This window comes from Mycobacterium sp. E183 (assembly GCF_001667735.1).
Taxonomy (GTDB): domain Bacteria; phylum Actinomycetota; class Actinomycetes; order Mycobacteriales; family Mycobacteriaceae; genus Mycobacterium.
The window spans coordinates 63,585-87,602 of record NZ_LZJN01000184.1; the positions used below are offsets into that span (position 1 = coordinate 63,585).

Annotated in this window: 22 protein-coding genes; 13 read left to right on the top strand and 9 right to left on the bottom strand. The window is 67.3% G+C overall.

The features are described from left to right. Positions 1-6: 6 nt before the first annotated feature. Positions 7-849, bottom strand: coding sequence for a tRNA (adenine(58)-N(1))-methyltransferase TrmI (gene trmI, locus A5691_RS21775; protein WP_067753845.1), 843 nt, complete (start codon positions 847-849; stop codon positions 7-9). A gap of 73 nt (positions 850-922) precedes the next feature. Between trmI and A5691_RS21780 the strand changes: the two genes are divergently transcribed. After that, positions 923-1,813, top strand: coding sequence for a RecB family exonuclease (locus tag A5691_RS21780; RefSeq protein WP_067886818.1), 891 nt, complete (start codon positions 923-925; stop codon positions 1,811-1,813). A 267-nt stretch (positions 1,814-2,080) separates the two neighbouring features. After that, positions 2,081-3,352 carry a DEAD/DEAH box helicase gene (locus A5691_RS21785; protein WP_067753848.1) on the top strand — a complete coding sequence of 424 codons (1,272 nt, stop codon included), beginning with the start codon at positions 2,081-2,083 and terminating at the stop codon, positions 3,350-3,352. A 125-nt stretch (positions 3,353-3,477) separates the two neighbouring features. Here the strand turns inward: A5691_RS21785 and A5691_RS21790 are convergent, their stop codons facing one another. The 5 genes from A5691_RS21790 to A5691_RS21810 form a co-directional block, all read right to left on the bottom strand. Next, positions 3,478-4,860, bottom strand: coding sequence for an FAD-containing oxidoreductase (locus A5691_RS21790; RefSeq protein WP_068017096.1), 1,383 nt, complete (start codon positions 4,858-4,860; stop codon positions 3,478-3,480). Continuing rightward, positions 4,857-5,366, bottom strand: coding sequence for a DUF4126 domain-containing protein (locus tag A5691_RS21795; protein WP_068017099.1), 510 nt, complete (start codon positions 5,364-5,366; stop codon positions 4,857-4,859). The genes A5691_RS21790 and A5691_RS21795 overlap by 4 nt, the downstream gene beginning before the upstream one ends. Positions 5,367-5,549: 183 nt before the next feature. Then, on the bottom strand, positions 5,550-6,407 hold the full coding sequence (gene hisG / locus A5691_RS21800; protein WP_067886799.1) for an ATP phosphoribosyltransferase: 858 nt from the start codon (positions 6,405-6,407) through the stop codon (positions 5,550-5,552). Positions 6,408-6,409: 2 nt separating this feature from the next. Continuing rightward, positions 6,410-6,691, bottom strand: a complete 282-nt coding sequence (locus tag A5691_RS21805; RefSeq protein WP_067783712.1) for a phosphoribosyl-ATP diphosphatase — start codon at positions 6,689-6,691, stop codon at positions 6,410-6,412. 54 nt (positions 6,692-6,745) lie between these two features. Continuing rightward, entirely contained in the window at positions 6,746-7,345 is a 600-nt protein-coding gene (locus A5691_RS21810) for a TetR family transcriptional regulator (RefSeq protein WP_067753863.1), read from the bottom strand. 306 nt (positions 7,346-7,651) lie between these two features. Here A5691_RS21810 and A5691_RS21815 point away from each other — a divergent pair, with 306 nt between their 5' ends. The 10 genes from A5691_RS21815 to A5691_RS21860 are packed head-to-tail and all read left to right on the top strand — an operon-like array spanning position 7,652 to position 18,105. Next, positions 7,652-8,491 (top strand): ABC transporter permease, encoded by an 840-nt coding sequence (locus tag A5691_RS21815; protein WP_067886796.1) that lies wholly within the window; start codon positions 7,652-7,654, stop codon positions 8,489-8,491. Position 8,492: 1 nt separating this feature from the next. Then, the gene (locus tag A5691_RS21820; protein ID WP_067753869.1) at positions 8,493-9,356 is read left to right on the top strand and encodes an ABC transporter permease; all 864 of its coding nucleotides are present in this window, start codon (positions 8,493-8,495) and stop codon (positions 9,354-9,356) included. 11 nt (positions 9,357-9,367) lie between these two features. Beyond that, entirely contained in the window at positions 9,368-10,948 is a 1,581-nt protein-coding gene (locus A5691_RS21825) for an MlaD family protein (protein ID WP_067753872.1), read from the top strand. Continuing rightward, positions 10,945-12,000 (top strand): MlaD family protein, encoded by a 1,056-nt coding sequence (locus tag A5691_RS21830; protein WP_067753875.1) that lies wholly within the window; start codon positions 10,945-10,947, stop codon positions 11,998-12,000. Before A5691_RS21825 ends, A5691_RS21830 begins: the two co-directional genes overlap by 4 nt. Further along, positions 11,993-13,039, top strand: coding sequence for an MCE family protein (locus A5691_RS21835; protein WP_067783703.1), 1,047 nt, complete (start codon positions 11,993-11,995; stop codon positions 13,037-13,039). Before A5691_RS21830 ends, A5691_RS21835 begins: the two co-directional genes overlap by 8 nt. After that, positions 13,036-14,151 carry an MCE family protein gene (locus tag A5691_RS21840; RefSeq protein ID WP_067783700.1) on the top strand — a complete coding sequence of 372 codons (1,116 nt, stop codon included), beginning with the start codon at positions 13,036-13,038 and terminating at the stop codon, positions 14,149-14,151. Before A5691_RS21835 ends, A5691_RS21840 begins: the two co-directional genes overlap by 4 nt. Beyond that, on the top strand, positions 14,151-15,377 hold the full coding sequence (locus tag A5691_RS21845; protein ID WP_156675629.1) for an MlaD family protein: 1,227 nt from the start codon (positions 14,151-14,153) through the stop codon (positions 15,375-15,377). The genes A5691_RS21840 and A5691_RS21845 overlap by 1 nt, the downstream gene beginning before the upstream one ends. After that, positions 15,374-16,633 (top strand): MlaD family protein, encoded by a 1,260-nt coding sequence (locus A5691_RS21850; RefSeq protein WP_068017102.1) that lies wholly within the window; start codon positions 15,374-15,376, stop codon positions 16,631-16,633. Before A5691_RS21845 ends, A5691_RS21850 begins: the two co-directional genes overlap by 4 nt. Before the next feature lie 24 nt (positions 16,634-16,657). Next, positions 16,658-17,341 (top strand): hypothetical protein, encoded by a 684-nt coding sequence (locus A5691_RS21855; RefSeq protein WP_067886794.1) that lies wholly within the window; start codon positions 16,658-16,660, stop codon positions 17,339-17,341. Then, positions 17,338-18,105, top strand: coding sequence for a mannan-binding family protein (locus tag A5691_RS21860; protein ID WP_082950449.1), 768 nt, complete (start codon positions 17,338-17,340; stop codon positions 18,103-18,105). Before A5691_RS21855 ends, A5691_RS21860 begins: the two co-directional genes overlap by 4 nt. Positions 18,106-18,127: 22 nt before the next feature. Here A5691_RS21860 and A5691_RS21865 read toward each other — a convergent pair whose 3' ends face one another. Further along, a complete protein-coding gene (locus A5691_RS21865) occupies positions 18,128-18,415 on the bottom strand; it encodes a hypothetical protein (protein ID WP_067783687.1) in 288 nt (95 codons plus the stop codon). Between the two features lie 34 nt (positions 18,416-18,449). Then, on the bottom strand, positions 18,450-22,226 hold the full coding sequence (gene metH / locus A5691_RS21870; RefSeq protein WP_068017105.1) for a methionine synthase: 3,777 nt from the start codon (positions 22,224-22,226) through the stop codon (positions 18,450-18,452). A gap of 367 nt (positions 22,227-22,593) precedes the next feature. Here metH and A5691_RS21875 point away from each other — a divergent pair, with 367 nt between their 5' ends. Further along, entirely contained in the window at positions 22,594-23,484 is an 891-nt protein-coding gene (locus A5691_RS21875; protein ID WP_067758655.1) for a PAC2 family protein, read from the top strand. A gap of 396 nt (positions 23,485-23,880) precedes the next feature. Here the strand turns inward: A5691_RS21875 and A5691_RS29205 are convergent, their stop codons facing one another. Further along, positions 23,881-23,976, bottom strand: coding sequence for a pentapeptide repeat-containing protein (locus A5691_RS29205; RefSeq protein ID WP_156734811.1), 96 nt, complete (start codon positions 23,974-23,976; stop codon positions 23,881-23,883). Positions 23,977-24,018 lie beyond the last annotated feature (42 nt).

Genomic DNA, 24,018 nt, shown 5'->3' on the forward strand with positions numbered 1-24,018 from the left:
CCCCGGTCAGCCGTCGCGGCCCTCGCGTTTGCGCCCCAACGGCGCCGGCGCGACGACGCCGGGCGCGAGCCGTCGCGTGAAGACCAGGAACGCGGTATGCCCGCGCATGGAGTGCTGCGGCCGAACGGCCAGACCGACGACGTTCCAGCCGCGTTGCAGCGTCTCCCACGACCGGGGTTCGGTCCAGCACTGCTGGGCACGCAGGGCCTCGACGACCCGCGACAGCTGGGTCACGGTGGCGACGTAGACCATCAGCACGCCGCCGGGGATCAGCAGCCGGGCGACTGCGTCGAGCACCTCCCACGGCGCGAGCATGTCGAGCACGGCGCGGTCGAACGAGCCGTCGGGCCAATCGGAGTCGGCGACGTCGCTGACGATCAGCTCCCAGTTGTCGGGCGGCCGGCCGTAGAACACCGAGACGTTGCGGCGGGCGTGCTCGGCGTGGTCGGCGCGCTGCTCGTAGGAGACCACCCGCCCGTCGGGTCCGACCGCACGCAGCAGCGAGCAGGTCAGCGCCCCCGATCCGGCCCCGGCCTCCAGCACGCGCGCGCCCGGGAAGATGTCGCCTTCGTGCACGATCTGCGCGGCGTCCTTGGGATAGATGACCTGCGGGCCGCGGGGCATCGACATGATGTAGTCGACCAGCAGCGGGCGCAGCACCAGGAAGGGCGCACCGTTGCTGGACTTGACCACAGTGCCCTGCTCCTGCCCGATCAACGCGTCGTGTGCGATCGAGCCGCGATGGGTATGGAACTCCGCGCCGGGGGTGAGCGCCATCGTGTAGTGCCGGCCTTTGGCGTCGGTGAGTTGGACGCGTTCCCCGACGGTGAACGGGCCGGTTGCGGACACGCCGTCTAGCGTGCCAGCCGACTCGCCGCGGGCGGTGCTCGGGGTTGTCGGCACCCGGTTCTACGCTGCGGACATGACCGACCAGCCGCAGGCACTCGCGCGGCCGGCTGCAAGACCGGCGTCGAAACCGGCGCTGTCCCCGTCGAGGGCGGCGGACTTCAAGCAGTGTCCGTTGCTCTACCGGTTCCGGGCGATCGATCGGTTGCCCGAGGCGCCGTCGGCCGCACAACTGCGCGGCTCGGTGGTGCACGCGGCGCTGCAGCAGCTGTACGGGCTGCCCGCCGCGCAGCGCGGCCCCGACACCGCGCTGGCGCTGGTCGAGCCGGCCTGGGAACAGGTGATCGCCGCGACGCCCGACCTGGCCGGCGACTTCGATACCGAGCAGCGCGGCCAGCTGATCGCCGAGGCTCGGGCGCTGCTCTTCGGTTACTACCGCCTCGAGGACCCGACGCGCTTCGATCCGCAGTGCTGCGAGGAGCGCGTGGAGGTCGAGCTCGCCGACGGCACGCTGCTGCGCGGATTCATCGACCGGATCGACCTCGCCGCCACCGGGGAGACCCGGGTGGTCGATTACAAGACCGGCAAGGCCCCGCCGGCGGCGCGGGCCCTGGCCGAGTTCAAGGCGATGTTCCAGATGAAGTTCTACGCGGTGGCCCTGCTGCGCACGCGCGGCGTACCACCCACTCGGCTGCGGCTCATCTACCTCGCGGACGGGCAGGTGTTGGATTATTCGCCCGACCACGACGAGTTGCTGCGCTTCGAGAAGACCCTGATGGCGATGTGGCGTGCCATCCAATCCGCAGGCCGGACCGGCGATTTCCGTCCCAGCCAGTCGCGGTTGTGTGACTGGTGCCCCCACCAGCAGTACTGCCCGTTGTTCGGCGGAACCCCGCCAACCTACCCCGGATGGCCGGATATCGCACTGTCACAAGGCGTTTCGCAGCCGACCGAACCGGCGGCGTGATCGCAGCCCGTCCGTAGGTGTGACGAGCGTCATTGCGGCCTGAGCGTCCGGACGCAATAGTTCATCGGCGAGTGCGGTAGGCTGTTGTCAACGTTGGCGCCAAATGGCTTGCCAGCACGTCGTGATCGATTCGTTATTTCCTCTCAGATCCCCGCGGGGCGCCGAGTCCGAGATGACTAGGTGCGCTCCGCACAGCCTCGAGTCGCGGCGATCGACGTTGCCATACGGGCAATCTCGCTACCACCGACGCTTTAGGGACAGTGAAACATGCTTGAAGACAAAACATTTGCGCACCTCGGGGTGAGCCCACCGCTGGTTGACGCGCTCGCCAAGGGCGGCGCCCACCGGCCGTTCCCAATCCAGATCGAGACCCTGCCGGACACGCTTGCCGGCCGTGATGTGTTGGGCCGCGGCAAGACCGGTAGCGGCAAGACGCTCGCCTTCTCGATCCCGCTGGTGAGCCGACTCGATGCGGGTAACCGCCGACCGGGCAAGCCGACCGGGCTGGTGTTGGCGCCCACCCGCGAACTCGCGACGCAGATCGCCGCGACCATCGCGCCGCTCGCCGCGGTTCGGGGTCTGCGCGTGACCACCGTCTTCGGCGGGGTGCCGCAGCACCGGCAGGCCGCGGCGCTGAAATCCGGCGTCGACATCGTCGTCGCCTGCCCGGGCCGGCTGGACGACCTGATGAAGCAGGGCATCGTCACGCTGAGCGCCGTACAGGTGACCGTGATCGACGAGGCCGACCACATGGCCGATCTGGGCTTCCTGCCCACGGTCACCCGCATCTTGGCGGCCACGCCGGCGGCCGGGCAGCGGATGCTGTTCTCGGCCACTCTCGATGCCGCGGTCGACACCCTGGTGAAGCGATTCCTCAGCGACCCCGTGACGCGATCGGTCGCCGAACCGGCATCCGTGACTCCCGCGATGACACATCATCTCTTCTGTGTCGACGGACCCCAGGCCAAGAAGGACCTGGTGCACCGGTTGGCCTCGGGCGAATCCCGGCGAATCCTGTTCATGCGGACCAAGCATCAGGCCCGGAAGCTGGCCCGCCAACTCACGCAGTCCGGCATCCCGTCGGTCGAGTTGCACGGCAACCTTTCCCAGAACGTGCGCGACCGAAACCTGGCGGCGTTCGCGGCCGGTCACGCGAGAGTGCTTGTGGCAACGGACATCGCCGCGCGTGGCGTGCACGTCGACAACATCGAGCTGGTCGTCCATGTCGACCCGCCGCCGGAGCACAAGGCCTACCTGCACCGGTCCGGCCGCACGGCCCGCGCCGGCGCTTCCGGCGACGTGGTCACCATCGTGTTGCCCGACCAACGCCGGGACGCCGAATCGATGATGCGCAAGGCTGCCATTCGCGCCGTGCCCCAGCAGGTAACCGCGGCCTCCCCCGTCATCCACGCCCTGGCCGGCCAGCCGGCGCCACGCGAGGTCGTCGCGCCGGCCCCGGTGGCGACTCGTGCGCCCCGGGCGAGCGCGGCGCGCAACAGGCGACGCCGCTCGCGTCGCCCCGCCCCGGCGTCGCGGTAGGGACTGCCACTAGCCAATGGTGGCGGTGGCGACCCGCCGCGCCCGGCCAACGCCGCGCTTGCGATCGCCACTAGCCAATGGTGGCGACCCGCCGCGCCCGGCCAACGCCGCGCTTGCGATCGCCACTAGTGCAGCGGCGTCATCTCCTGCAGCATCGTGGGAATGAGCTCGCTGACGGTGGGATGGATGTGCATGGTGCGAGCCAGCGTCGTGTAGGGCGCTTTGGCCGACATGACGTCCAGGATCTCGTGAACGGCCTCGTCGCCGCCGACGCCGAAGATGGCCGCTCCCAGTATCTCCCGGGTGTCGGCATCCACGACGACTTTCATAAACCCTTGCGTCTCACCCTTTTCCACCGCCCGGCCGACCCGCGTCATCGGACGCTTGCCTACCAGCGCCTTGCGTCCCGACGCACGTACCTGGTCAACGGTCATCCCGGCACGCCCCAGCGGCGGGTCGATGTAGAGCGCGTAGGTGGTGATGCGGTCGCTGACCCGGCGCGGGTCGTCGTCGAGCAGGTTGGCGGCGACGATCTCGAAATCGTTGTAAGAGGTGTGGGTGAAGGCGCCTTTGCCGTTGCAGTCTCCCATCGCCCAGATGTGGTCGACGTTCGTCTTGAGTTGGTCGTCGACGACGATGTAGCCGCGGGCGTCGGTCTGCACACCGGCCGCCTCGAGGCCCAGGTCGTCGGTGTTGGGCCGTCGGCCCACGGCCAGCAGCAGGTGACTGCCGGCGACCGGGGCGGCGCCGGCGCTCGGGGTCAGTTCAAAGCCATTGTCCTTCTTGGTGATTCGCACGTCATCCGCACCGACGATGACGTCGATGTCCTCGCCCTCCAGGATGTCGCGGACGGTGGCGGACACGTCCTCGTCCTCGCGGGATGCCAGCCGGGAACCCCGCTCGACGACGGTCACCCGGGCGCCGAAGCGCCGGTACATCTGGGCGAACTCCAGCGCGATGTAGCTACCGCCGAGAATGACGAGGTGGCTTGGCAGCGTGTCGAGTTCGAGGATCGAGACGTTGGTCAAGAACTCGATGTCGGAGAGCCCGGGGATTTCCGGCACCACCGCGCGACCGCCGACGTTGAGGAAGATCCGGTCGGCGTGCAGCACGTCTTGCCCGTCTCGGGAGTCGACACGCAACGTGTGCGGGTCCTCGAACCTTGCGTGCCCACGAAAGACGGTGCAACCGTCCATTCCCGCCAACCAGTCCTCGACGCCCTTTCGGTCGCCCAGCATGATTTCGTCCTTGCGTGCCTTGACTTTCGCCATGTCCACGCTGACCGGTCCGGTCGCCACTCCGAAATCCGCACCGCGGCGCGCGAGGTGGGCAGCGTACGCGCTGGCGACCAGGGTCTTGGTCGGGATGCATCCGGTGTTCACGCATGTGCCGCCGATCAGTTTGCGCTCCACCAGCGCAACCCGTTGCCCGGCCCCAGTCAGCCGCCCGGCCAACGGGGGCCCGGCCTGCCCGGCGCCGACGATGATCGCGTCGAAATGCTGTGTCACTTAACGGCCGTCAGGATGTATTCCGTCAGCACGTGACCCGTCACCGCGGCGATGGCGAACCCGCCCAAGATCGCGACCGCATCCTCGAGCAGCGCGATGGGCAGGTCCCTTCCGGCCACGGCGGCCAGCCGCTTGCGCGCCTGATAGCCGCCGAGTGTGCCGAGCACCGCGCCGATGACGCCGGCCCCGAGCGCGGTGAAGGTCCAGTGCGGCCAGGCGCCGAGCGCAGCCCCCGCCAATCCGCCCATGACGATCCTGGCGGCGAAGATCGGCGGCGCCGTGCGGGCCGGCGTCTTGGGCAGCTTGTCGTTGACCAGTTCGCCGACCGCGAGAACGGTGAAGACGATGACCGTGATGATGTTGGCCATCCACGACGCCCACGTGCCATGCAGGTCGAGCCAGCCAAGATAGGCCGCCCAGGCGACCACGGCGGGGGCCGTCAGCGAACGCAGCCCGGCGATGACGCCAATCAGTAAAGCCAGCAGCAGAATAAGCGCGTGTGTCACGAAGACCCTCCTGGGGATCGAACAGCCCGGCAATGGTGAGGGATGACGGCCCATGAGGGTGACACGGGCAAACAGCCCTAGGCGGACGCTAACACAGCCGCGGTCGCGGCACCCGCCTCGAGCGTCACGCTAGCGTGACCGCCGGCGCCGAGCGTCACGCTAGAGTGGCGCTCGAGCGGTTGGTCAGAACCGGCAGAACCTGATGTCGGAAGCCAGAATGGCTTTGGCGCCGATGGCGGCCAGCTCGTCCATGATCTCGTTCACGCCACGGCGGGGCACGAGCGCGCGGATCGCGACCCAGTCCGGATCGGCGAGCGGCGCGATGGTCGGCGACTCCAAACCCGGCGTGATCGCCGTGGCCTTTTCCAGGACGGAACGCGGGCAGTCATAGTCGAGCATCAGGTATTGCTGCCCGAAAACCACACCCTGGATCCGCGCCACCAGCTGATCGCGCGCCGCTCGCGTGCCGCCCTGGCCGTCCGGGTCGGCGCCCTCGATCAGCACCGCCTCCGAATCGCACAGCGGATCGCCGAAGGCCACCAGGTCGTGCAGGCTCAGCGTGCGCCCGGAGCCGACTACGTCGGCGATGGCGTCGGCCACGCCGAGCTGCACCGAAATCTCCACCGCCCCGTCGAGTCGGATGACGGTCGCTTCAATGCCGCGTTCCGCCAGATCTTTTCGCACCAGATGGGGGTACGCGGTCGCGATCCGCTTACCGGCCAGGTCCGCCGTCGTCCACTCACGCCCGGCCGGGCCGGCGTAGCGAAAACTCGACGACCCGAAACCCAAGGCCAGCCTCTCGCGCACCGGCGCGTCCGAGTCGCGGACCAGATCGCGTCCGGTGATGCCGAAATCGAGCTGCCCCGAACCCACATAGATCGCAATGTCTTTGGGCCGCAGGAAGAAGAACTCGACCTGGTTGACCGGGTCGATGACGGTGAGGTCCTTGGAGTCGGTGCGACGACGGTAGCCCGCCTCCGCGAGAATCTCGCTGGCCGGCTCGCTCAGCGTGCCCTTGTTGGGAACCGCGACCCGCAACATCGTCAGAGCTTCCGGTAGACGTCGTCGAGCGACAGGCCACGCGCGATCATCAACACCTGCGTCCAGTAGAGCAACTGGCTGATCTCCTCGGCCAGCGCCTCGTCGGGTTCGTGTTCGGCGGCGAGCCATACCTCGCCGGCCTCTTCGAGGATCTTCTTGCCCAACCCGTGGATGCCACCGTCCAGGGCGGCAACCGTCGCGCTGCCGGCCGGCCGGCTACGGGCGCGCTCGCCCAACTCGGCGAACAGATCCTCAAACGTCTTCACGGCCAGCGATTGTTTCACGCGGCGGCGAGCAAAGTCACGGCGGTTTCCGCCGGTGACGTTTTGCGCCGCCGGTCAGTCGAACCCGGCGAGCGTCATGCGCAGCGCCTCTTCGAGCTGAACGTGAAACTCCGGGCCGTCGGGGGGCTGGGTGAGCCAGCGGTCGATGACGAATTTGGCCGTGGCCAAGCTGGTGTGCACCAACAGCGCGGGCCGGACGTCTGCCGCCGCGTCGACGCCCATGCGGGACGCCACTTGCTCGACGAATTCGCGGTGTTCGATCTCGGTGACCAGCACCGATTGGCTCAGCAACCGCGGGGCGGTGGCGACGGCCTGGCGCCAAGTGTCCAGCGTCTGGACTTCGATGACCTCTTGGGCGCGCGCGACGAACAGCCGAATCAACGCCTCGACCGGTGACTCGTCCGGTGGTCTCGCGCTGTAGGACTCGACGATCTCGGCGCTGGCCTCCCGGACGGGACCGACGAGCAGGCTCTCCTTGGTGGGTGCGTACCGGAAATAGGTGCTGATCGATACGCCGGCCGCCGAGGCGATCTCCTCGGTCGTCACGGCGTCGAAGCCGCGTTCGGCGAAAAGCCGCTGGGCGGTCTGCTGGATCTGCGAAACTAGCTCAGCACGACGCCGGTCCCGCAACGAGCCGGTGTTTGCTGAGGGCATGCCTTCACCTTCGTCAATCCGACATTGGAACCCCGCGGCGCTGTCCAGCGACGAACTCAGATGAGTGACTCTACACTATTGAAAGTCGCTATCAAGTAGGCTAACGTGATGCGGCACACACCGATGAGCTGCAGAGTCTTGGGCGCCTGTTGACATTATTTTAATAAGAATTGGCTTCGACGGCGTCGGAAGTCGTCTGCTCGGCACTCAGGAATTCAGGGGTGGGGAGAGGGCCGATGGAAGCGGTAGCTGATAGTCGATGACGGTTGCCATAAGTTTGCTGTGCGGGCTTTGGGTCACGCCGCTATGACGACGCAACTCGATGGTGTCGTCGCGATCCGGAACTGGTCGGTCGGGTACGTCAAGCGCCACCCGGTCGCGTCGCTGACCACGGTGGGCGAACAGTTCGTCTTGGGCGTGCGCACGGCACAGTATTTCTTCTTCGACCTGATGACCGGGCGATTTCAGTGGCAGGAGTTCGTCCGCCAGGGCGCATTCATGGCAGGCACCGCGGTGTTGCCGACCATCCTGGTGTCACTGCCGATCAGCGTCACGCTGTCCATCCAGTTCGCACTGCTGGCCGGCCAGGTTGGGGCCACGTCGCTGGCCGGGGCCGCCAGCGGCCTGGCGGTCATCCGGCAGGGAGCATCGCTGGTGGCCGCGGTGCTGATGGCGTCGGCGGTCGGGTCGGCCATCACCGCCGATCTGGGCTCGCGAACGATGCGCGAAGAGAACGACGCGATGGAGGTGATGGGCGTCTCGGTGATCCGTCGTCTGGTGGTCCCCCGGTTGGCCGCCGCGGTGATGATCGGCGTGGCCCTCACCGGAGTCGTGTGCTTCGCCGGATTCTTCGCGAGCTACATGTTCAACGTGTACTTCCAGAACGGGGCGCCGGGCAGCTTCGTGTCGACGTTCGCCTCCTTCGCGACGACCGACGACATGATCCTGGCGCTGGTCAAGGCGGTCGTGTTCGGCGCCATCGTGGCCATCGTGTCGAGCCAGAAAGGCTTGTCCACCAAGGGCGGACCTACGGGCGTCGCAAACTCGGTGAACGCGGCGGTCGTCGAGGCCATCCTGCTACTGATGATTGTCAACGTCGCCATCAGCCAGCTCTACATCATGTTGTCCCCCAGGACGGGGCTGTGACATGACGGCGTCCGCTTATCAACCGTTGGCACCGATTTCGGTCCCGCTCGTCCGGCTCTACCGACGGGGCAAAGTGCCGATCATTCGGCTCGGGCACCTGCTGGTCTTCTTCGTCCGCGCGCTCGTCGCGGTCCCGCTTGCCCTGCGCCAGTACCGGGGCGAGTTCCTGCGGTTGCTGTCGAACATCACCTGGGGCAACGGCTCGATCGTGGTGGGCGGCGGCACCGCCGGCGTGGCCGTCGTGCTCGGCATGACGGTCGGGGCGCTCGTGGGAATCGAGGGCTACAACTTCCTGGACCTGCTCGGCCTGGGGCCCGCCACCGGTTTCGTCTCGTCGTTGGTCAACACCCGCGAGCTGGCCCCGCTGATGGCATCGCTGGCCTTCGCCATGCAGGGCGGCTGCCGCTTCACCGCCCAACTGGGCTCCATGCGCATCGCCGAAGAGATCGATGCCATGGAATCGATTGCGATCCGGCCGATTCCGTACCTCGTCACCACCCGGCTGATCGCCTCGGTGGTGGCGATCGTCCCGCTGTACGCCGCATGCCTGGCGATCGGCTACCTGAGCACCCAAGTGGTGGTGGGACTGGGCAGCGGTGGCTCGACCGGTTCCTACCTGCATTACTTCACGTTGATGCTGGCGGGGCAGGACATCGTCTATTCCCTGATCAAGGCCGTCATCTTCGTCTGGATCGCCTCCACGATCCAGTGCTACTACGGGTACTACGCCGGCGGCGGACCGGAGGGCGTCGGGGTCGCCGCGGGCCACGGCATGCGGGCCAGCATCACCGTCGTGATCATCGTGAACATGCTGCTCACCATGGCGCTTTGGGGCGTCGACTCCGGCGCACGGTTCGGCGGGTAGGTCGGGGGAACATGCCGAACTCCTTTGAGCTGGACGGGCGCGGCCCGTCCGACCGGCAGCTGTTCGGCATCGGCATCGCGGTCGTGGTGGTCAGCGCGCTGCTCACCACCGCGATGTTGGTCAAATCCACTGGCAGACTCAACGATTACGTCCGCGTGGTCGCCGATCTGGTGAACGTGGGCGATGGCTTGCCGCAGAGGTCGGACGTCAAATACCACGGTGTGCTGGTCGGCATGGTCGACGGCGTCGTGCCCGCGGCGCACGGCAACCCCAACTACGTCCACATCGACCTCAAGGAAGAATTCGCCGGCTCGATCCCGGCCAACGTGACCGCGCGCGTGGTGCCCAGCAATGTCTTCGCCGTGTCGTCGGTTCAGTTGGTGGGCTCCCCGAACCGGGAGCGCCCAGCGGCAACGATCCGCGACGGGGCGCATATTCCGGAGGACAAGCGGCTTCCGACGGTGTTGTTCCAGACGACCGTGACGAAGTTGCGCGACCTGCTCGCCGCGGCGGGCCGCGACCGGGACGACCGGTCGGTGGGGATCCTGGCCGCGCTGGGCGCCGCCACCGATCACCGCCGCGTCAGCCTCCTGAACGCCGGCGCGCAATTGAATCGCCTTCTCGACCAGCTCAATTCGATTGTCAGCACCGACGCCGGCCCCTCGACGGTGTCCGCGTTGCTGGATGCGACTCGGGGGCTGGCGCAGACCGCCCCCGATTTGCTCGACGCGCTGCACCAGGCCGTCGAGCCGATGCGGACCTTCGCCGAGACGCGCGGTCAGCTGGCCGCGTTGCTGTCGGGCGCCGACTACACGGTCGGCACCACGCGCCAGTCGTTGGGCAACCATATCGACCAACTCATAGGGATCACAACCGATTTCACGCCCGTGCTCGGTGTGCTGGCGCAGAAGTCCAATAACTTTGTGCCCGCGGTCGCCAAGCTGGACAACCTGGCCAACCAGTTCATGGAGCAGGTCTGGAACCCGGTCACCAACCTCGGCAACATGCGCGCGATGCTGACGTTCACCCCCAGTTCCACCTACACCCGCGCCGACTGCCCCCATTACGGCGAGCTGAAGGGACCCAGCTGTTTCACCGCACCGCTGATACCGGTGCGGCCCGACCTTCCCGACGTCCTGCTGCCGCAGAACTATCAACCGCCCAAGGATCTGGCCCCGCCCCCGGGCACGGTGATCGGCCCGGACGGAAATCTCGTCGCCGTGGGTCCGCCGCTGATCAACCCGAACCCCAACCTGTCCGATCCCAATCCCCCACTGCCCGCGGGGATCACGCCGTCACCGCCAGTGCCCGGGAGTGCGAACCCCGACAACCCGTCGCCGGGGGCGCCCGCCACGCCGCAGCCCCACGAACCGTGGGTCGCACCGGTGGCGCCAAAGGCACCGTGGATCCCGCAGGCGTCGTTCGGCGGGAACGTGGGACCCGTTGGGAGCCAGTACGAACGGAACATGTTGGGCGTGATCACCGGCGAGCCTGCGACCGCCGCCACCGAGCTGCTGCTGGGCCCGGTCGCCCGCGGCACGACGGTGTCCATCACCCATCCGCCGGCTCATCCGCCCGGGGAGGCCAAATGAGGTTTCGAGGCCCGCTCGTCGCGTTGACCCTGTTCATGGTCGTCTCGCTGACCTTGACGTGGCTGGTGTACGTCAGCCTGCGCCGTGACGTGGCCGGCAACACCGCCACGTATTCGGCGGTCTTCAGCGACGTCTACGGGTTGCGCGAAGGCGACGACGTCCGGATGGCCGGCGTGCGCGTCGGCCGGGTCGAAAAGATCGAGCTCGAGGGGAATCTCGCGAAGGTCTCGTTCGTGGTGCAGCAGGAACAACGGCTGTTCGGAAACACCCTCGCGTCGGTCACCTATCAGAACATCGTCGGCCAGCGTTACCTCGGGCTGTCCCTGGGCAGGGACGGCAGCCCGCAGCAGCTCCCACCGGGTAGCACGATTCCCCTGGAACGCACCGAGCCCTCCTTCGACGTCACCACGCTGCTGAACGGCTACGAACCGTTGTTCAGCCTGCTGAACCCCCACGACGCCGACAACCTCACCAAGGGCATCATCGCCTCGCTGCAAGGCGACACGTCGTCGCTGACCACGCTGGTCGGCCAGACCTCAACGCTCACAGAGACATTCGCGGGCCGGGACCAGGCCCTCGGCAGCGTGATCACCAATCTCAACAAGGTGATGGCCAACCTGGCCCAGCAGAACGACAACCTCGACGGGGTGATCACCCAGACCCGCGGCGTCGTGGGCGAGCTCGACGTCCGGCGCCCCGACCTGGTGGCCTCGGTCGGTTCGTTGGCCCGGGTGACCGACCGGCTGTCGACCGCGGCGACGGACGTGTACCCGGCGCTGCGCGAGTTCATCGACCGCCAGCCCGGTGCCACCAAACACATCATGGAGGTCGAACCGCAGGTGGCGTTCTTCGGCGACAACATTCCGCTGCTGCTCAAGGGGCTCGCCCGGGTCGGCAACCAGGGCGCCTACGGCAACGCCTACGTGTGCGACGTGAACTTCATGGGGTTCTTCCCCGGCCTCAACGACGTGGTGCCGATCATCGTCAACGCCGCGACCCCGGGCAACAAGGCGTGGCACAGCCCCAGATGCAGGAGCACGGCGGATGGCTGACGCGTCGGTGTGGCGGCGGATGAGGAAACGACCGCTGGAAAGCTACAACAAAACCCTGCTCGGGTTCATCGCCGTCGCGGTGGTCGCGGTGATCATCGGGGTGATGCTGCTCGTGCACGCGCTCGGCGCCGGATATCGGCACTACACCGCCGAGTTCCTGCAAGCCGCCTCGCTGCGGGCCGGCAACCCGATCGTGGTCGCAGGCATCCCGGTGGGCAACGTCACCAGCATGAAACTCGTCGGCGACCACGTCGAGGCGGGGCTGAAGATTCGGGACAACATCGCGCTCGGCAAGGATTCCCGGGCGCAGATCAAGGTCACCACCATCCTGGGTTCGCGGTACCTCTCGCTGGAACCCGCCGGCGCGGCGCACCTGCCCAACAACACCTTCGACCTGGCACACACCGAGGTGCCCTACGACCTGCAAGCCGCGCTGCAGGACGCCACCACCACTTTCGAACAGGTCGACTCCGACCGGTTCGCGCAGTCGCTCGCAGTGCTCGGCAAGCAGCTCGAAGGACTGCCTGCGGTTGTGCCGCAAGCGATTTCGAACATCCACACGCTCTCGTCGATCATCGCGCTGCGACGTGACCAGCTGGGCCAGCTGCTGCGCAGCACCGAACAGGTGACCAACACGCTGCGGCGTCAGCAGGCCGACATCGGCACCCTGGTCAACCAGGGCCAAGACCTGCTGGGCCAGTTCGTCGCGCGGCGAGCCGTTTTCCACGCGATGATGCAATCCCTGTCGAGCCTCGTCGACACCATGAGCCAGGTCGTGGTCAACGACCGGCCGGCCCTGGACGCGCTGATCAAGGACATGCGCGACTTCACCAACCTGATGTCCGGGCACGACGACCTGCTGCACAGCATGCTGCAAACCAGCCCGATCTTCTTCCGCGAGGCGGCCAACCTCACGGGTGACGGAAACGCGATCAACTTCAACGCCCCCAACGTCCCGCTGATCGACTCGTGGATGTGCGCAATCAGCGGCCGCGCCAAGCAGTTCGGCATGATCCAGTACTTCAAGGATTGCAAGTGAAATCGCTCGCGTCGAAATCGGTGGCCGTCATCGCGGCCCTCGCGGTGATCGCCGCGGCCGCCGGCATCGGTTGGTGGTGTCTGGGGTCCGACGAGGACGCGATTACCGTGACCGCCCAGTTCGACAGCGCCTCAGGCCTCTACGAGGGCAACGAGGTGGCTGTGCTGGGCATGCCGGTCGGCAAGATCACCAAGATCACCGCCAAGGGCGGCTACGTCGAAGTCGAATTCACCGTCGACCGCCACGTCAAGGTTCCCGCCACCGCGCAGGCCGTCACGGTGTCAACCTCCATCCTCACCGACCGCCAGATCGAACTCACACCGCCCTATCACGGCGGACCGACGCTGGAGAACCACGACACCATCGGGTTGCCGCGCACCAAGACGCCCGTCGAATTCAGCAGCGTCCTCAACGTTTTGGACAAAGTGACCAAGTCGCTCGAGGGCGACGGCCGCGGCGGCGGGCCGGTCGCCGACGTGCTCAACGGCGGCACCCAGGTCGTCAACGGCAACGGGGAAAGGATCAAGGCGGCGCTCGGCGAGCTGTCCAAGGCGCTGCGATTGTCCAGCGACGGTGGCGCGGCGACCCGCGAGCAGATCACCACGATCGTGAAGAACATCAGCTCCCTGTTCGACGCGGTGGCCGCCAACGACACCAAGTTGCGGGAATTCGCCTCCACCATCCACCAAGTCAGCCAGATCATGGCCGACGAGGACCTCGGCAGCGGCACCACGGGACGCAAACTCGACGAACTGATCCAACGGGCCGGCGACCTGCTCGACGCCAACCGCGACAACATCAAGCAGACCGCCCGAAACGGCAACGCCACGCTGCAGACGGTGACCGACCAGCGACGCGACCTGGCCGAACTCCTGGACCTGGCTCCGTTGGTGGCCGACAACGCCTACAACATGATCGACCGGGCCAACGGCAGCGTCCGGGCGCGGTTTCTGACGGATCGGTTGCTCTTCGACAGCCAGTACACCAAAGAGATCTGCAACCTGATGGGCCTTCGGCAACTGGGCTGCAGCACCGGGACGATACAGGACTTCGGCCCCGATTTCGGGTTGACCTATGTGCTGGACGGCATGGCCGCCATGGGGCAGAAATGATGACCGCGGTCCCCCGGGGCATGCTGGCGGCGGCGGCCGCGGCGCTGGTGACCGCCGGATGCGCCACGAACGGCCTTGCCAGCCTGCCCCTTCCGGCCCCGGGCCTGGGCTCGGGCGGTTACTCGCTGAACGCCGTGTTCTCCAACGCGCTCAACCTGCCGATGAACGCCAAGGTGAAACTCGCCGGCGCCGACGTGGGGCAGCTCGAGTCGATGGTCGCGCGCAACTACACCGCGGTCACCCGGTTGCGCATCAGGGACGGCGTGCAACTGCCGCGGGGCAGCACCGCCGAATTGCGAACCGCGACACCGCTGGGCGACGTGTTCGTCGCCCTGAAGCCGCCGGCGGCCGGTGATCCGGAGGCGCCACTGTTGAAGGACGGCGACACCATCGGCCTGGACTCGACGGCGGCCGCCGCGACGGTCGAGTCGGTGTTGAGTTCGGCGGCGATCCTGGTGAACGGCGGGGCGGTGCGCAATTTCACCAACATCATCAACGGTTTCGGCAAGGCGACCGGTGACCAGGGCCAGGCGTTCGGGGACATGATCCGCAAGTCCAACGAGCTGCTCGGGACGCTGGACTCGCGTTCCGGCCAGATCTCGACCGCGTTGACCCAATTGTCGCACCTGGCCGACGAACTCGACGCCAAGAACCAAACCATCAGCGAGCTGATGGCGGCCGCCGGTCCCGCCACTTCGGCGCTGGCCGACAACACCGCCCAGCTCTCCGACGTCGCGATCCAGGTGGGCGACACCTCCCGGCTGCTGGCCCGGTTCCCGTCGATCGGCGGGACCGACACCAGCGGCCGCAGCATCATCCGCGACCTGAACACGGTCGCCGGGGCTGCCAATGACGTTGCGATGAGCCCGGATACCAGCTGGCTGGCGCTCAACCGGCTGATTCCGCCGTTGGTCAAGTCGACCGCGGGCAACTCGATTTCGGTGAACGTGGGCGTGGACAAGATCATGCTCGGATCGCTTCCCGATATCGGGTTCCCCGGTGACATCGGACTGCACGGGCCGCACCACTACAACGTGAACCTGCTCGTCGGCACCCTGAAGTACACCCTGTGGCGTCTGCAAGAACGGGTGGTCGGCCGCGGGCCGAATTCGCCACAGGTTCCGGTGGTTCCGGACCCGAACATCCCCGGCCAAATCGACGTCGCCCCCGGACCCCCGCCAGCACCATCGCCGCCGGCACCACCACCGCCGGGACCGCGACCATGATCCGCACCGTCGACAACGTCGCGAACGCCATCGTCCGGGCGGTGCGTACCGGTCACCGGCAACAGGTCTGGCTGTCGGTGGCCGGATTGGCGCTCATTCTGGTCGTCGCCACCGCCTACCTGCTCATCGGAGCGTTGCGGGTGAAACCTTTCGCATCGACCTACCGCGTCACCGTGCAGTTGCCGGAATCCGGCGGCTTGCTGCCCAACCAGGATGTCGCGCTGCGGGGGGTGCGCGTCGGCCGGGTCGAGTCGCTGCGGATCACCGATAACGGCGTGAACGCCATCGCCAGCATCACGTCGAACGTTCGGATACCGGCGAACAGCGTGGTGCACGTGTCGGCGCTGTCGCCGGCCGGCGAGCAGTACATCAACTTCGAGGCCACCTCGGACGCCGGGCCGTACCTGCACGACGGCAGCCTCATCACCTCCGACCGCGCCACCGTTCCGGTCAGCTTGGCGCAGCTGCTCGGCGACGCCGACGGGCTGCTGGCCCAGGTCGACCCCCACAAGGTCGAGTTGATCAAGAAGGAACTCAGCCTGAGCAAGGAGGGCCCGGCGAAGCTGACCGCCATCGTCGACGGCGGCACGTTTCTGCTCTCCACGCTCGATTCGGTGCTGCCCCAAACCACCAGCATCATCAAGACCAGCCGGGTGGTGCTCACCCTGGCGAGCGACAAGAACGCCGGACTGGGCGCTGCCGCAACGGAACTCGACCGAACGCTGACGGGCGTGGCCAGGATGCAGGCCGGCTATCGCCGCTTGACCGGGCAAACCCCGCGCACGCTTTCCGCGGTCGACAACCTGTTCGCCGACAATTCCGACACGATGGTGCAGCTGCTGGGCAGCATGGCGACCATGTCGCAGCTGCTCTATCTACGGGTTCCGGCGCTCAACGCGCTGTTCCCCGACTACCGTGGGTCCGTGTTGGACGCGGTGGCGAGCGCATTTCACGATCACGGGGTCTGGGCGACGGCCGACCTCTACCCGCGCTATGTGTGCGACTACGGGACGCCGTCGCACGCCTCCTCCGCCGCCGACTACTACGAGCCGTTCGTGTACACCTACTGCCGCGACGACGACCCCGCGGTCTCGATCCGGGGAGCCAAGAACGCCCCGCGGCCGGGCGGCGACGACACCGCCGGTCCCCCGCCGGGTGCCGACCTGGGCCGTCGAACCGATCCGATCCCGCAGGGTCGCTACACCATTCCCACCCCCTACGGCGGCCCGGCTCTGCCGATCGAACCGCCGCACTGAGCCGTCAACCCATATCTCGAGGAGCTGATCGTGATCGTGACCACCAAGAAGAACCCGAAGGCCGAGGTGCGCGCCGAGGTGGAGCCGGACGACGAAACACCCCCAGTCGCAACCGAAGACGCCGAGGCGGTCCGCGTCGACGACGAACAGCTCGACGAAGACCGGCCGGACGAAGAAGACGGCGTGCTGCTCAAAGGCAAGCGGCGCGAGCCCGATCGCCGCGGGCGCCCCTGGAAGCACTACCTGCGTCGCGGCGCGTTGCCGGCGCTACTCGTTGCCTCACTTGCCGTTTCGGGTTTCCTCGGCTGGCGGCAGTGGCAGGAGCACCAGGTGAAGCTGGCCGGCGAACAGGCCCAGCAGGCCGCCATCGCCTACGCCCAGGTGCTGACGAGCATTGATTCGAACAAGGTCGATGATAACTTCAGGCAGGTTCTTGACGGCGCGACGGGCGAGTTCAAGGACATGTACACCCAGTCCAGCGTGAAACTGCGGCAGCTGCTGATCGACAACAAGGCGACCGCGCACGGCGTGGTGGTGGACTCGGCGATCCAGTCCGAGTCGACGAACAGGGTTGTGGTGCTGGTCTTCATCGACCAGACCGTCACCAACACGGCCGCGCCCGACCCGCGCATCGACCGCAGCCGGATCAAGATGACCATGGAGAAGGTCGACGGTCGCTGGCGGGCCGGCAAGGTGCAGCTGCTGTGATCCGCCGGATGCTCGCGGCGACGGTGTTGACCGCCGCCGCAACGGTTCCCACCACCGCCGTCACCCACGCGTCGGCACCCTCATTCTGCGGGGAGCTGGGCGGTGACTGGGACGGCCAGTACTGCCATACCTCGGTCACGTCGGAACGCAAGGCCGTGCGGGACATCAAGGTCGCCGTGCCCGACGACCTGGTCGACAACCCGACCACGGGCCCGGTGATCCGCGACTACCTGCACACCCTGGTCAACAACTGGAAGACCGCCAACTCGCAGATGGCCGCCGACAGCTATGGCGAGGAGAACTTCGAGGTATTCCGGCATCAAAACCTGCTCAGCGCGGTGTTCCACGAGGACTACCACGCCGACGGGCCGAAGTTCAACAACGCCTACCGGACCTTCACCTTCGACATGGCGAGCGGCCGGCGAGTGCAGCTGGCGGACCTGACGACGTCGAACCCGCTGACCGCCATTCCCCCGCTGGCCCAACCGTTCATCGAAACAGCGCTGGATCAGGCGCCGCCGCCGCACGACCCGGGCAGCTACCCGTTCGTGATCGACCGCTGGACGCCGGACAAGGTCTACTCCGGGGCCTACAAGGCGTGGGCGGTGACGCCCGACGAGTTGATCCTGTACATGCCCGACTATCCGGTGGGGCACGATGAGCCGATCAACTTCACCCCCGGCGTCATGCAGTGGTACATGGACGGCGGGACGGTGCAGGCGCATATCCCGCTGGCGGCCTTGAGTTCCGTGCTGCGCATCTAGCACCGGCGCCTTTGGCGTTGTCTCAGTTGGCCTTCCGACGGCGCAGCTCGATCGATATCACGTTGTCCGCGTGCTCGCTGAGCGTCTCCCGACCGTCGTGCTCGGTGGACGCGCGGTTACGGCGAGCCGAGAAACCGACGCTTGTCGCCAGATCGCCATAGTCCCAAGCTAAGTCGCCAACTTCGCGTTTCGTGCGGTCGAGCGCGGTGCACAGGACTCCCACAATGCGCCGGACATGCAAGACCGTGACACTGACGGCCTCCACGGCGATGTCGGCAATGCGATTCAACTCTCGCTCGAGCATGAACATCCCTTCCCCTGAATGTCCCCTTGAGCCCTTGGGCTCAGTCCTCCGGGTTGTAGCCGAGGCTCGGGGCGAGCCAGCGCTCGGCTTCGGCCAGTGTCCAGCCCTTGCGCTTCGCGTAGTCGGCGACCTGGTCCTGGCCCAACCGGCCGACCACGAAGTACTGCGACTGCGGGTGCGAGAAGTACCAGCCGCTGACCGCGGCGCCGGGCCACATCGCCATCGACTCGGTCAGCTCGATGCCGGTCCGCTCCTTCACGTCCATCAACTTCCACAGCGTCACCTTCTCGGTGTGCTCCGGGCAGGCCGGGTAGCCCGGGGCGGGACGGATTCCTTGGTACTTCTCATCGATGAGCGCCTCGTTGTCCAGCTGCTCGTCCGGCTGGAATCCCCAGAACTCCTTGCGGACCCGTTGGTGCATCCGCTCGGCGAACGCCTCCGCCAGCCGGTCGGCGACCGACTCCAGCAGGATCGCGCTGTAGTCGTCGAGGGCCGCCTTGAACTCCGCGATCTTCTCCTGGCTGCCGAGCCCCGCGGTGACGGCGAAGGCGCCGACGTAGTCGGCCAGCCCGGTCTCCTTGGGCGCGATGAAGTCGCCCAGCGACCGGTTGGGGATGCCGTCCCGGTGCTCGCCCTGCTGGCGCAGGTTGCGCAACGTGGTCAGTACCTCGGTACGGGTGTCGTCGGTGTAGACCTCGATGTCTTCGAAACCCGGGCCGACCGCGTTCGCCGGGAAGAACCCGATCACCCCGTTGGCGGTCAGCCACTTCTCCTTGATCAGGGTGTCGAGCATCTGCTGGGCGTCGTCGTAGAGCTTGCGGGCGGCCTCGCCCGAGGCCGGGTTGTTGAGGATGTCGGGGAAGCGGCCCTTCATCTCCCAGGCGTTGAAGAACGGCTGCCAGTCGATGTACTCGCGCAATTCGGCCAGGTCGTAGTCCTGGAATTCACGTACCCCCGCACCGATAGCGGGCACCGGCGGCGTGTAGCCGTCCCACTCGATCGGCGTCCGGTTCGCGCGGGCCTTTTCCAGCGTCAGCATCGGCCGCTCGTTCTTTTGCGCGTGCCGTTCCCGCAACGACGCGTAGTCCTTCTCGGTGGCCTCCAGCAGGGCCGGACGCTGCTTGTCGTCGAGAAGGGCCGCCGCGACAGGCACCGAGCGCGAGGCGTCCTTGACCCACACCACCGGACCGCTGCGGCGCGGCGATATCTTCACGGCCGTGTGGGCCCGCGACGTGGTCGCCCCACCGATCAGCAGCGGGATCTCGAGCCCCTCGCGTTCCATCTCGACGGCGAAGTTGGCCATCTCGTCCAGCGACGGGGTGATCAGCCCGGACAGTCCGATGATGTCGGCGTCGTGCTCCTTGGCCGCATCCAGGATTTTCTGGGCCGGCACCATCACACCGAGATCGATCACTTCAAAGTTGTTGCACTGCAACACAACCCCGACGATGTTCTTGCCGATGTCGTGGACGTCGCCCTTCACGGTCGCCATCACGATGGTGCCGTTGGTGTCCTTCGCCGCTGCGGTCCCGTTCTGTTCTTTCTCCTCTTCGATGAAGGGCAGCAGGTACGCGACGGCCTTCTTCATCACCCGGGCCGACTTCACGACCTGGGGCAGGAACATCTTGCCGGAGCCGAACAGGTCGCCGACGACGTTCATCCCGTCCATCAGCGGGCCCTCGATCACCTCGATCGGGCGGCCACCCGCGGCGGCGATCTCGGCGCGCAACTCCTCGGTGTCGTCGTCGACGTGGGCGTCGATGCCCTTGACCAGCGCGTGCGTGATGCGTTCGCGGACGGGAAGGCTGCGCCACTCGGCGGCGGCGGGATCGTCCGTTTTCTCGGTCTTGTTGAACCGTTCGGCGATCTCCAGGAGCCGTTCGGCCGCATCCTCGCGACGGTTCAGGACGACGTCCTCGATGCGGTCCCGCAACTCCGGATCGATCGAGTCGTAGGGCACCAGCGCACCCGCGTTGACGATCCCCATGTCGAGGCCCGCCTTGATGGCGTGGAACAGGAACACCGAGTGGATCGCCTCGCGGACCGGGTTGTTGCCCCGGAACGAGAACGACACGTTAGAGATGCCGCCGGAGATGTGCACCCCGGGGAGGTTCTCCTTGATCCAGGCGCAGGCCTCGATGAAGTCGATGCCGTAGGTCGCGTGCTCCTCGATGCCGGTCGCCAGCGCGAAGCAGTTCGGGTCGAAGATGATGTCCTCGGGCGGGAAGCCGACCTCCTCGGTCAGGATCCGGTAGGCGCGCCCGCAGATCTCCTTACGGCGCTCCAGGTTGTCGGCCTGGCCCTGCTCGTCGAAGGCCATCACGACGACGGCGGCGCCGTACTTGCGGCACAGCCGCGCCTCGCGGATGAACTTCTCCTCGCCCTCCTTCATGGAGATCGAGTTGACGATCGGCTTGCCCTGCACGTTCTTCAGGCCCGCCTCGATGACCTCCCACTTGGACGAGTCGATCATCACCGGGACACGGCTGATGTCCGGCTCGGCCGCGATCAGCTTGGTGAACCGGTCCATCGCGGCGACGCCGTCGATCATGCCCTCGTCCATGTTGATGTCGATGACCTGCGCACCGACCTCGACCTGCTGCAGGGCCACCGACAGCGCGGTGTCGTAGTCCTCGGCCTTGATCAGGTTGCGGAATCGGGCGGAGCCGGTGATGTTGGTGCGCTCACCGATGTTCACGAACAGGGAGTCGTCGGTGATGTTGAGCGGCTCGAGGCCCGAGAGCCGGGTGGCGACCGGGATCTCCGGCAGTTCGCGCGGCGCCTTGCCCTCGACGACCTTGGCGATCTCGGCGATGTGGGGTGGCGCGGTTCCGCAGCAACCACCGACCAGGTTGACCAGGCCGGCCTCGGCGAAGTCGGCGATGTAGCCGGCCTGCCGCTCCGGGGTCTCGTCGTACTCGCCAAAGGCGTTGGGCAGTCCGGCATTCGGGTAGCAGGAGACGAAGGTGTCCGCGATCCGCGCCATCTCGGCGATGTAGGGCCGCATCTCCGGGGCGCCCAGGGCGCAGTTGAGGCCGACCGCGAGCGGCTTGGCGTGCCGGATCGAGTTCCAGAAAGCCTCGGTGACCTGACCGGACAGCGTCCGCCCGGACGCGTCGGTGATGGTGCCCGAGATGATGACCGGCCAGCGGCGTCCGCGCTCCTCGAACAGCGTCTCGACGGCGAACACCGCCGCCTTCGCGTTCAGCGAGTCGAAGATCGTCTCGATGATGAGCAGGTCGGCACCGCCGTCGACCAGGCCGTTGGCGGCTTCGAGGTAGGCGGCGACCAGCTGGTCGTAGGAGACGTTGCGGGCCCCGGGGTCGTTGACGTCCGGCGAGATCGACGCGGTGCGCGTCGTCGGGCCGATGGCGCCGGCGACGTAGCGGGGCTTATCCGGCGTGCCGTATTCGTCGGCGGCCTTGCGGGCCAGGGCGGCGCCGGCGTAGTTCAGCTCGTAGGCCAGCTCCTGCATGCCGTAGTCGGACAGCGAGATCGCGTTCGCGTTGAACGTGTTGGTTTCCAGGATGTCGGCGCCGGCCTCGAGGTACTCGCGGTGGATCCCCTCGATGATCTGCGGCTGCGTCAGGTTGAGCAGGTCGTTGTTGCCCTGCAGAGCGGTCGGCCACTCGGTGAACCGATCACCGCGGTAGCCGGCCTCGTCCGGCCGGTCGCGCTGGATCGCCGTGCCCATCGCGCCGTCGATCACCACGATCCGCTCGCGCAGAGCGGCCGTGAGTTCTGCGGTGCAGTCGGGCCGGATGTCGGGCACGAAGGTCTCTGCCTCTGCGTCTTTTACAGGGACGTTCACGTGCATCCTTCCGTAGCGGAAGGCGCCCTTGACTCTGCCGAGCGTGGCGGATACCGGTGAGACCGGAGATCCGTTGCAACGCCTCTCGACCAGAAAAGTCTACGTCGTCCCCCGATCGACGTCTGGACGCCCAACTCATCGCCGCGATCGACAGCCCTAGGGTCCTGCCTGCGACGAGGTAGTTACCAAGGTTAACCAGTGTGAAGCCGAACGTATTTCGCCCTGACGGCGTCGACGCCTGCTGCCGATGTCGTCGACGGTCAGAACGGCACGCACCCCACAAGGATAATCGTCCTAGGGAATGCCCTTGAACGGTTGACGGGACCCTGCCCACAACGCCGAACATCGGCCGCAAAGGCCGTACGCTGATTCTGTGACCCCATCCGATCGCCCACCGTTTGGGAACGCCGCACTGCCCGAACTGCACGACACCATCGTCGTGGCGGCATTCGAGGGCTGGAACGACGCCGGCGACGCGGCCAGTGACGCCCTCGAGCACCTCGAGGCCATTTGGGAAGCCGACCCGATCCTGGAGATCGACGACGAGGCGTACTACGACTACCAGGTGAATCGGCCCGTCATTCGGCAGGTCGACGGGGTCACCCGGGAGCTGGTCTGGCCGGCCATGCGGATTTCGCACTGCCGGCCGCCGGGCAGCGACCGCGACGTCGTGTTGATGCACGGCGTGGAACCCAACATGCGCTGGCGGACCTTCTGCGCCGAACTGGTGGCCATCGCCGACAAGCTCAACGTGGACACCGTCGTCATCCTCGGCGCCCTGCTGGCCGACACGCCGCACACCCGGCCGGTTCCGGTTTCGGGCGCCGCCTACTCCCCCGAATCGGCCAGACGTTTCGGGCTCGAGGAGAGCCGCTACGAGGGGCCCACCGGCATCGCCGGGGTGTTCCAGGACGCCTGCGTCGCCGCCGGGATCCCCGCCGTGACGTTCTGGGCGGCGGTGCCGCACTACGTGTCTCAGCCACCCAACCCGAAGGCGACGGTGGCGTTGCTGCGCCGCGTCGAGGACGTGCTCGACATCGAGGTGCCGCTGGCCGACCTGCCGACCGACGCCGAGGAGTGGGAGCAGGCCATCACCGAGATGGCCGCCGAGGACGAGGACCTGGCCGAGTACGTGCAATCGCTGGAACAGCGCGGCGACGCCGAGGTCGACATGAACGAGGCCCTGGGCAAGATCGACGGCGACGCGCTGGCCGCGGAGTTCGAGCGTTACCTGCGCCGACGGCGCCCGGGCTTCGGCCGCTAGCCCGCTAGCGGCGATCGCAAGCGCGGCGTAGCCGGGCGCGGCGGGTCGCCGCCATCGAACCTAGCGGCGATCGCAAGCGCGGCATAGCCGGGCGCGGCGGGTCGCCGCCATCGAACCTAGCGGCGATCGCAAGCGCGGCATAGCCGGGCGCGGCGGGTCGCCGCCATCGAACCTAGCGGCGATCGCAAGCGCGGCATAGCCGGGCGCGGCGGGTCGCCGCCATCGAACCTAGCGGCGATCGCAAGCGCGGCATAGCCGGGCGCGGCGGGTCGCCGCCATCGAACCTAGCGGCGATCGCAAGCGCGGCATAGCCGGGCGCGGCGGGTCGCCGCCATCGAACCTAGCGGCGATCGCAAGCGCGGCATAGCCGGGCGCGGCGGGTCGCCGCCATCGAACCTAGCGGCGATCGCAAGCGCGGCGTAGCCGGGCGCGGCGTAGCCGGGCGCGGCGTAGCCGGGCGCGGCGTAGCCGGGCGCGGCGGGTCGCCGCCATCGAACCTAGCGGCGATCGCAAGCGCGGCGTAGCCGCGCCCGG

What these genes read in the sequence shown, in the direction of transcription:
- A5691_RS21845 (WP_156675629.1), top strand. Translation starts at nt 14,151, where the DNA reads ATGACCGCGGTCCCCCGGGGCATGCTGGCGGCGGCGGCCGCGGCGCTG.
- A5691_RS21780 (WP_067886818.1), top strand. Translation starts at nt 923, where the DNA reads ATGACCGACCAGCCGCAGGCACTCGCGCGGCCGGCTGCAAGACCGGCG.
- A5691_RS21865 (WP_067783687.1), bottom strand. Translation starts at nt 18,415, where the DNA reads ATGTTCATGCTCGAGCGAGAGTTGAATCGCATTGCCGACATCGCCGTG.
- A5691_RS21835 (WP_067783703.1), top strand. Translation starts at nt 11,993, where the DNA reads ATGGCTGACGCGTCGGTGTGGCGGCGGATGAGGAAACGACCGCTGGAA.
- A5691_RS21810 (WP_067753863.1), bottom strand. Translation starts at nt 7,345, where the DNA reads ATGCCCTCAGCAAACACCGGCTCGTTGCGGGACCGGCGTCGTGCTGAG.
- hisG (WP_067886799.1), bottom strand. Translation starts at nt 6,407, where the DNA reads ATGTTGCGGGTCGCGGTTCCCAACAAGGGCACGCTGAGCGAGCCGGCC.
- A5691_RS29205 (WP_156734811.1), bottom strand. Translation starts at nt 23,976, where the DNA reads ATGGCGGCGACCCGCCGCGCCCGGCTACGCCGCGCCCGGCTACGCCGC.
- A5691_RS21820 (WP_067753869.1), top strand. Translation starts at nt 8,493, where the DNA reads ATGACGGCGTCCGCTTATCAACCGTTGGCACCGATTTCGGTCCCGCTC.
- A5691_RS21825 (WP_067753872.1), top strand. Translation starts at nt 9,368, where the DNA reads ATGCCGAACTCCTTTGAGCTGGACGGGCGCGGCCCGTCCGACCGGCAG.
- metH (WP_068017105.1), bottom strand. Translation starts at nt 22,226, where the DNA reads ATGCACGTGAACGTCCCTGTAAAAGACGCAGAGGCAGAGACCTTCGTG.
- A5691_RS21830 (WP_067753875.1), top strand. Translation starts at nt 10,945, where the DNA reads ATGAGGTTTCGAGGCCCGCTCGTCGCGTTGACCCTGTTCATGGTCGTC.
- A5691_RS21785 (WP_067753848.1), top strand. Translation starts at nt 2,081, where the DNA reads ATGCTTGAAGACAAAACATTTGCGCACCTCGGGGTGAGCCCACCGCTG.
- A5691_RS21815 (WP_067886796.1), top strand. Translation starts at nt 7,652, where the DNA reads ATGACGACGCAACTCGATGGTGTCGTCGCGATCCGGAACTGGTCGGTC.
- A5691_RS21850 (WP_068017102.1), top strand. Translation starts at nt 15,374, where the DNA reads ATGATCCGCACCGTCGACAACGTCGCGAACGCCATCGTCCGGGCGGTG.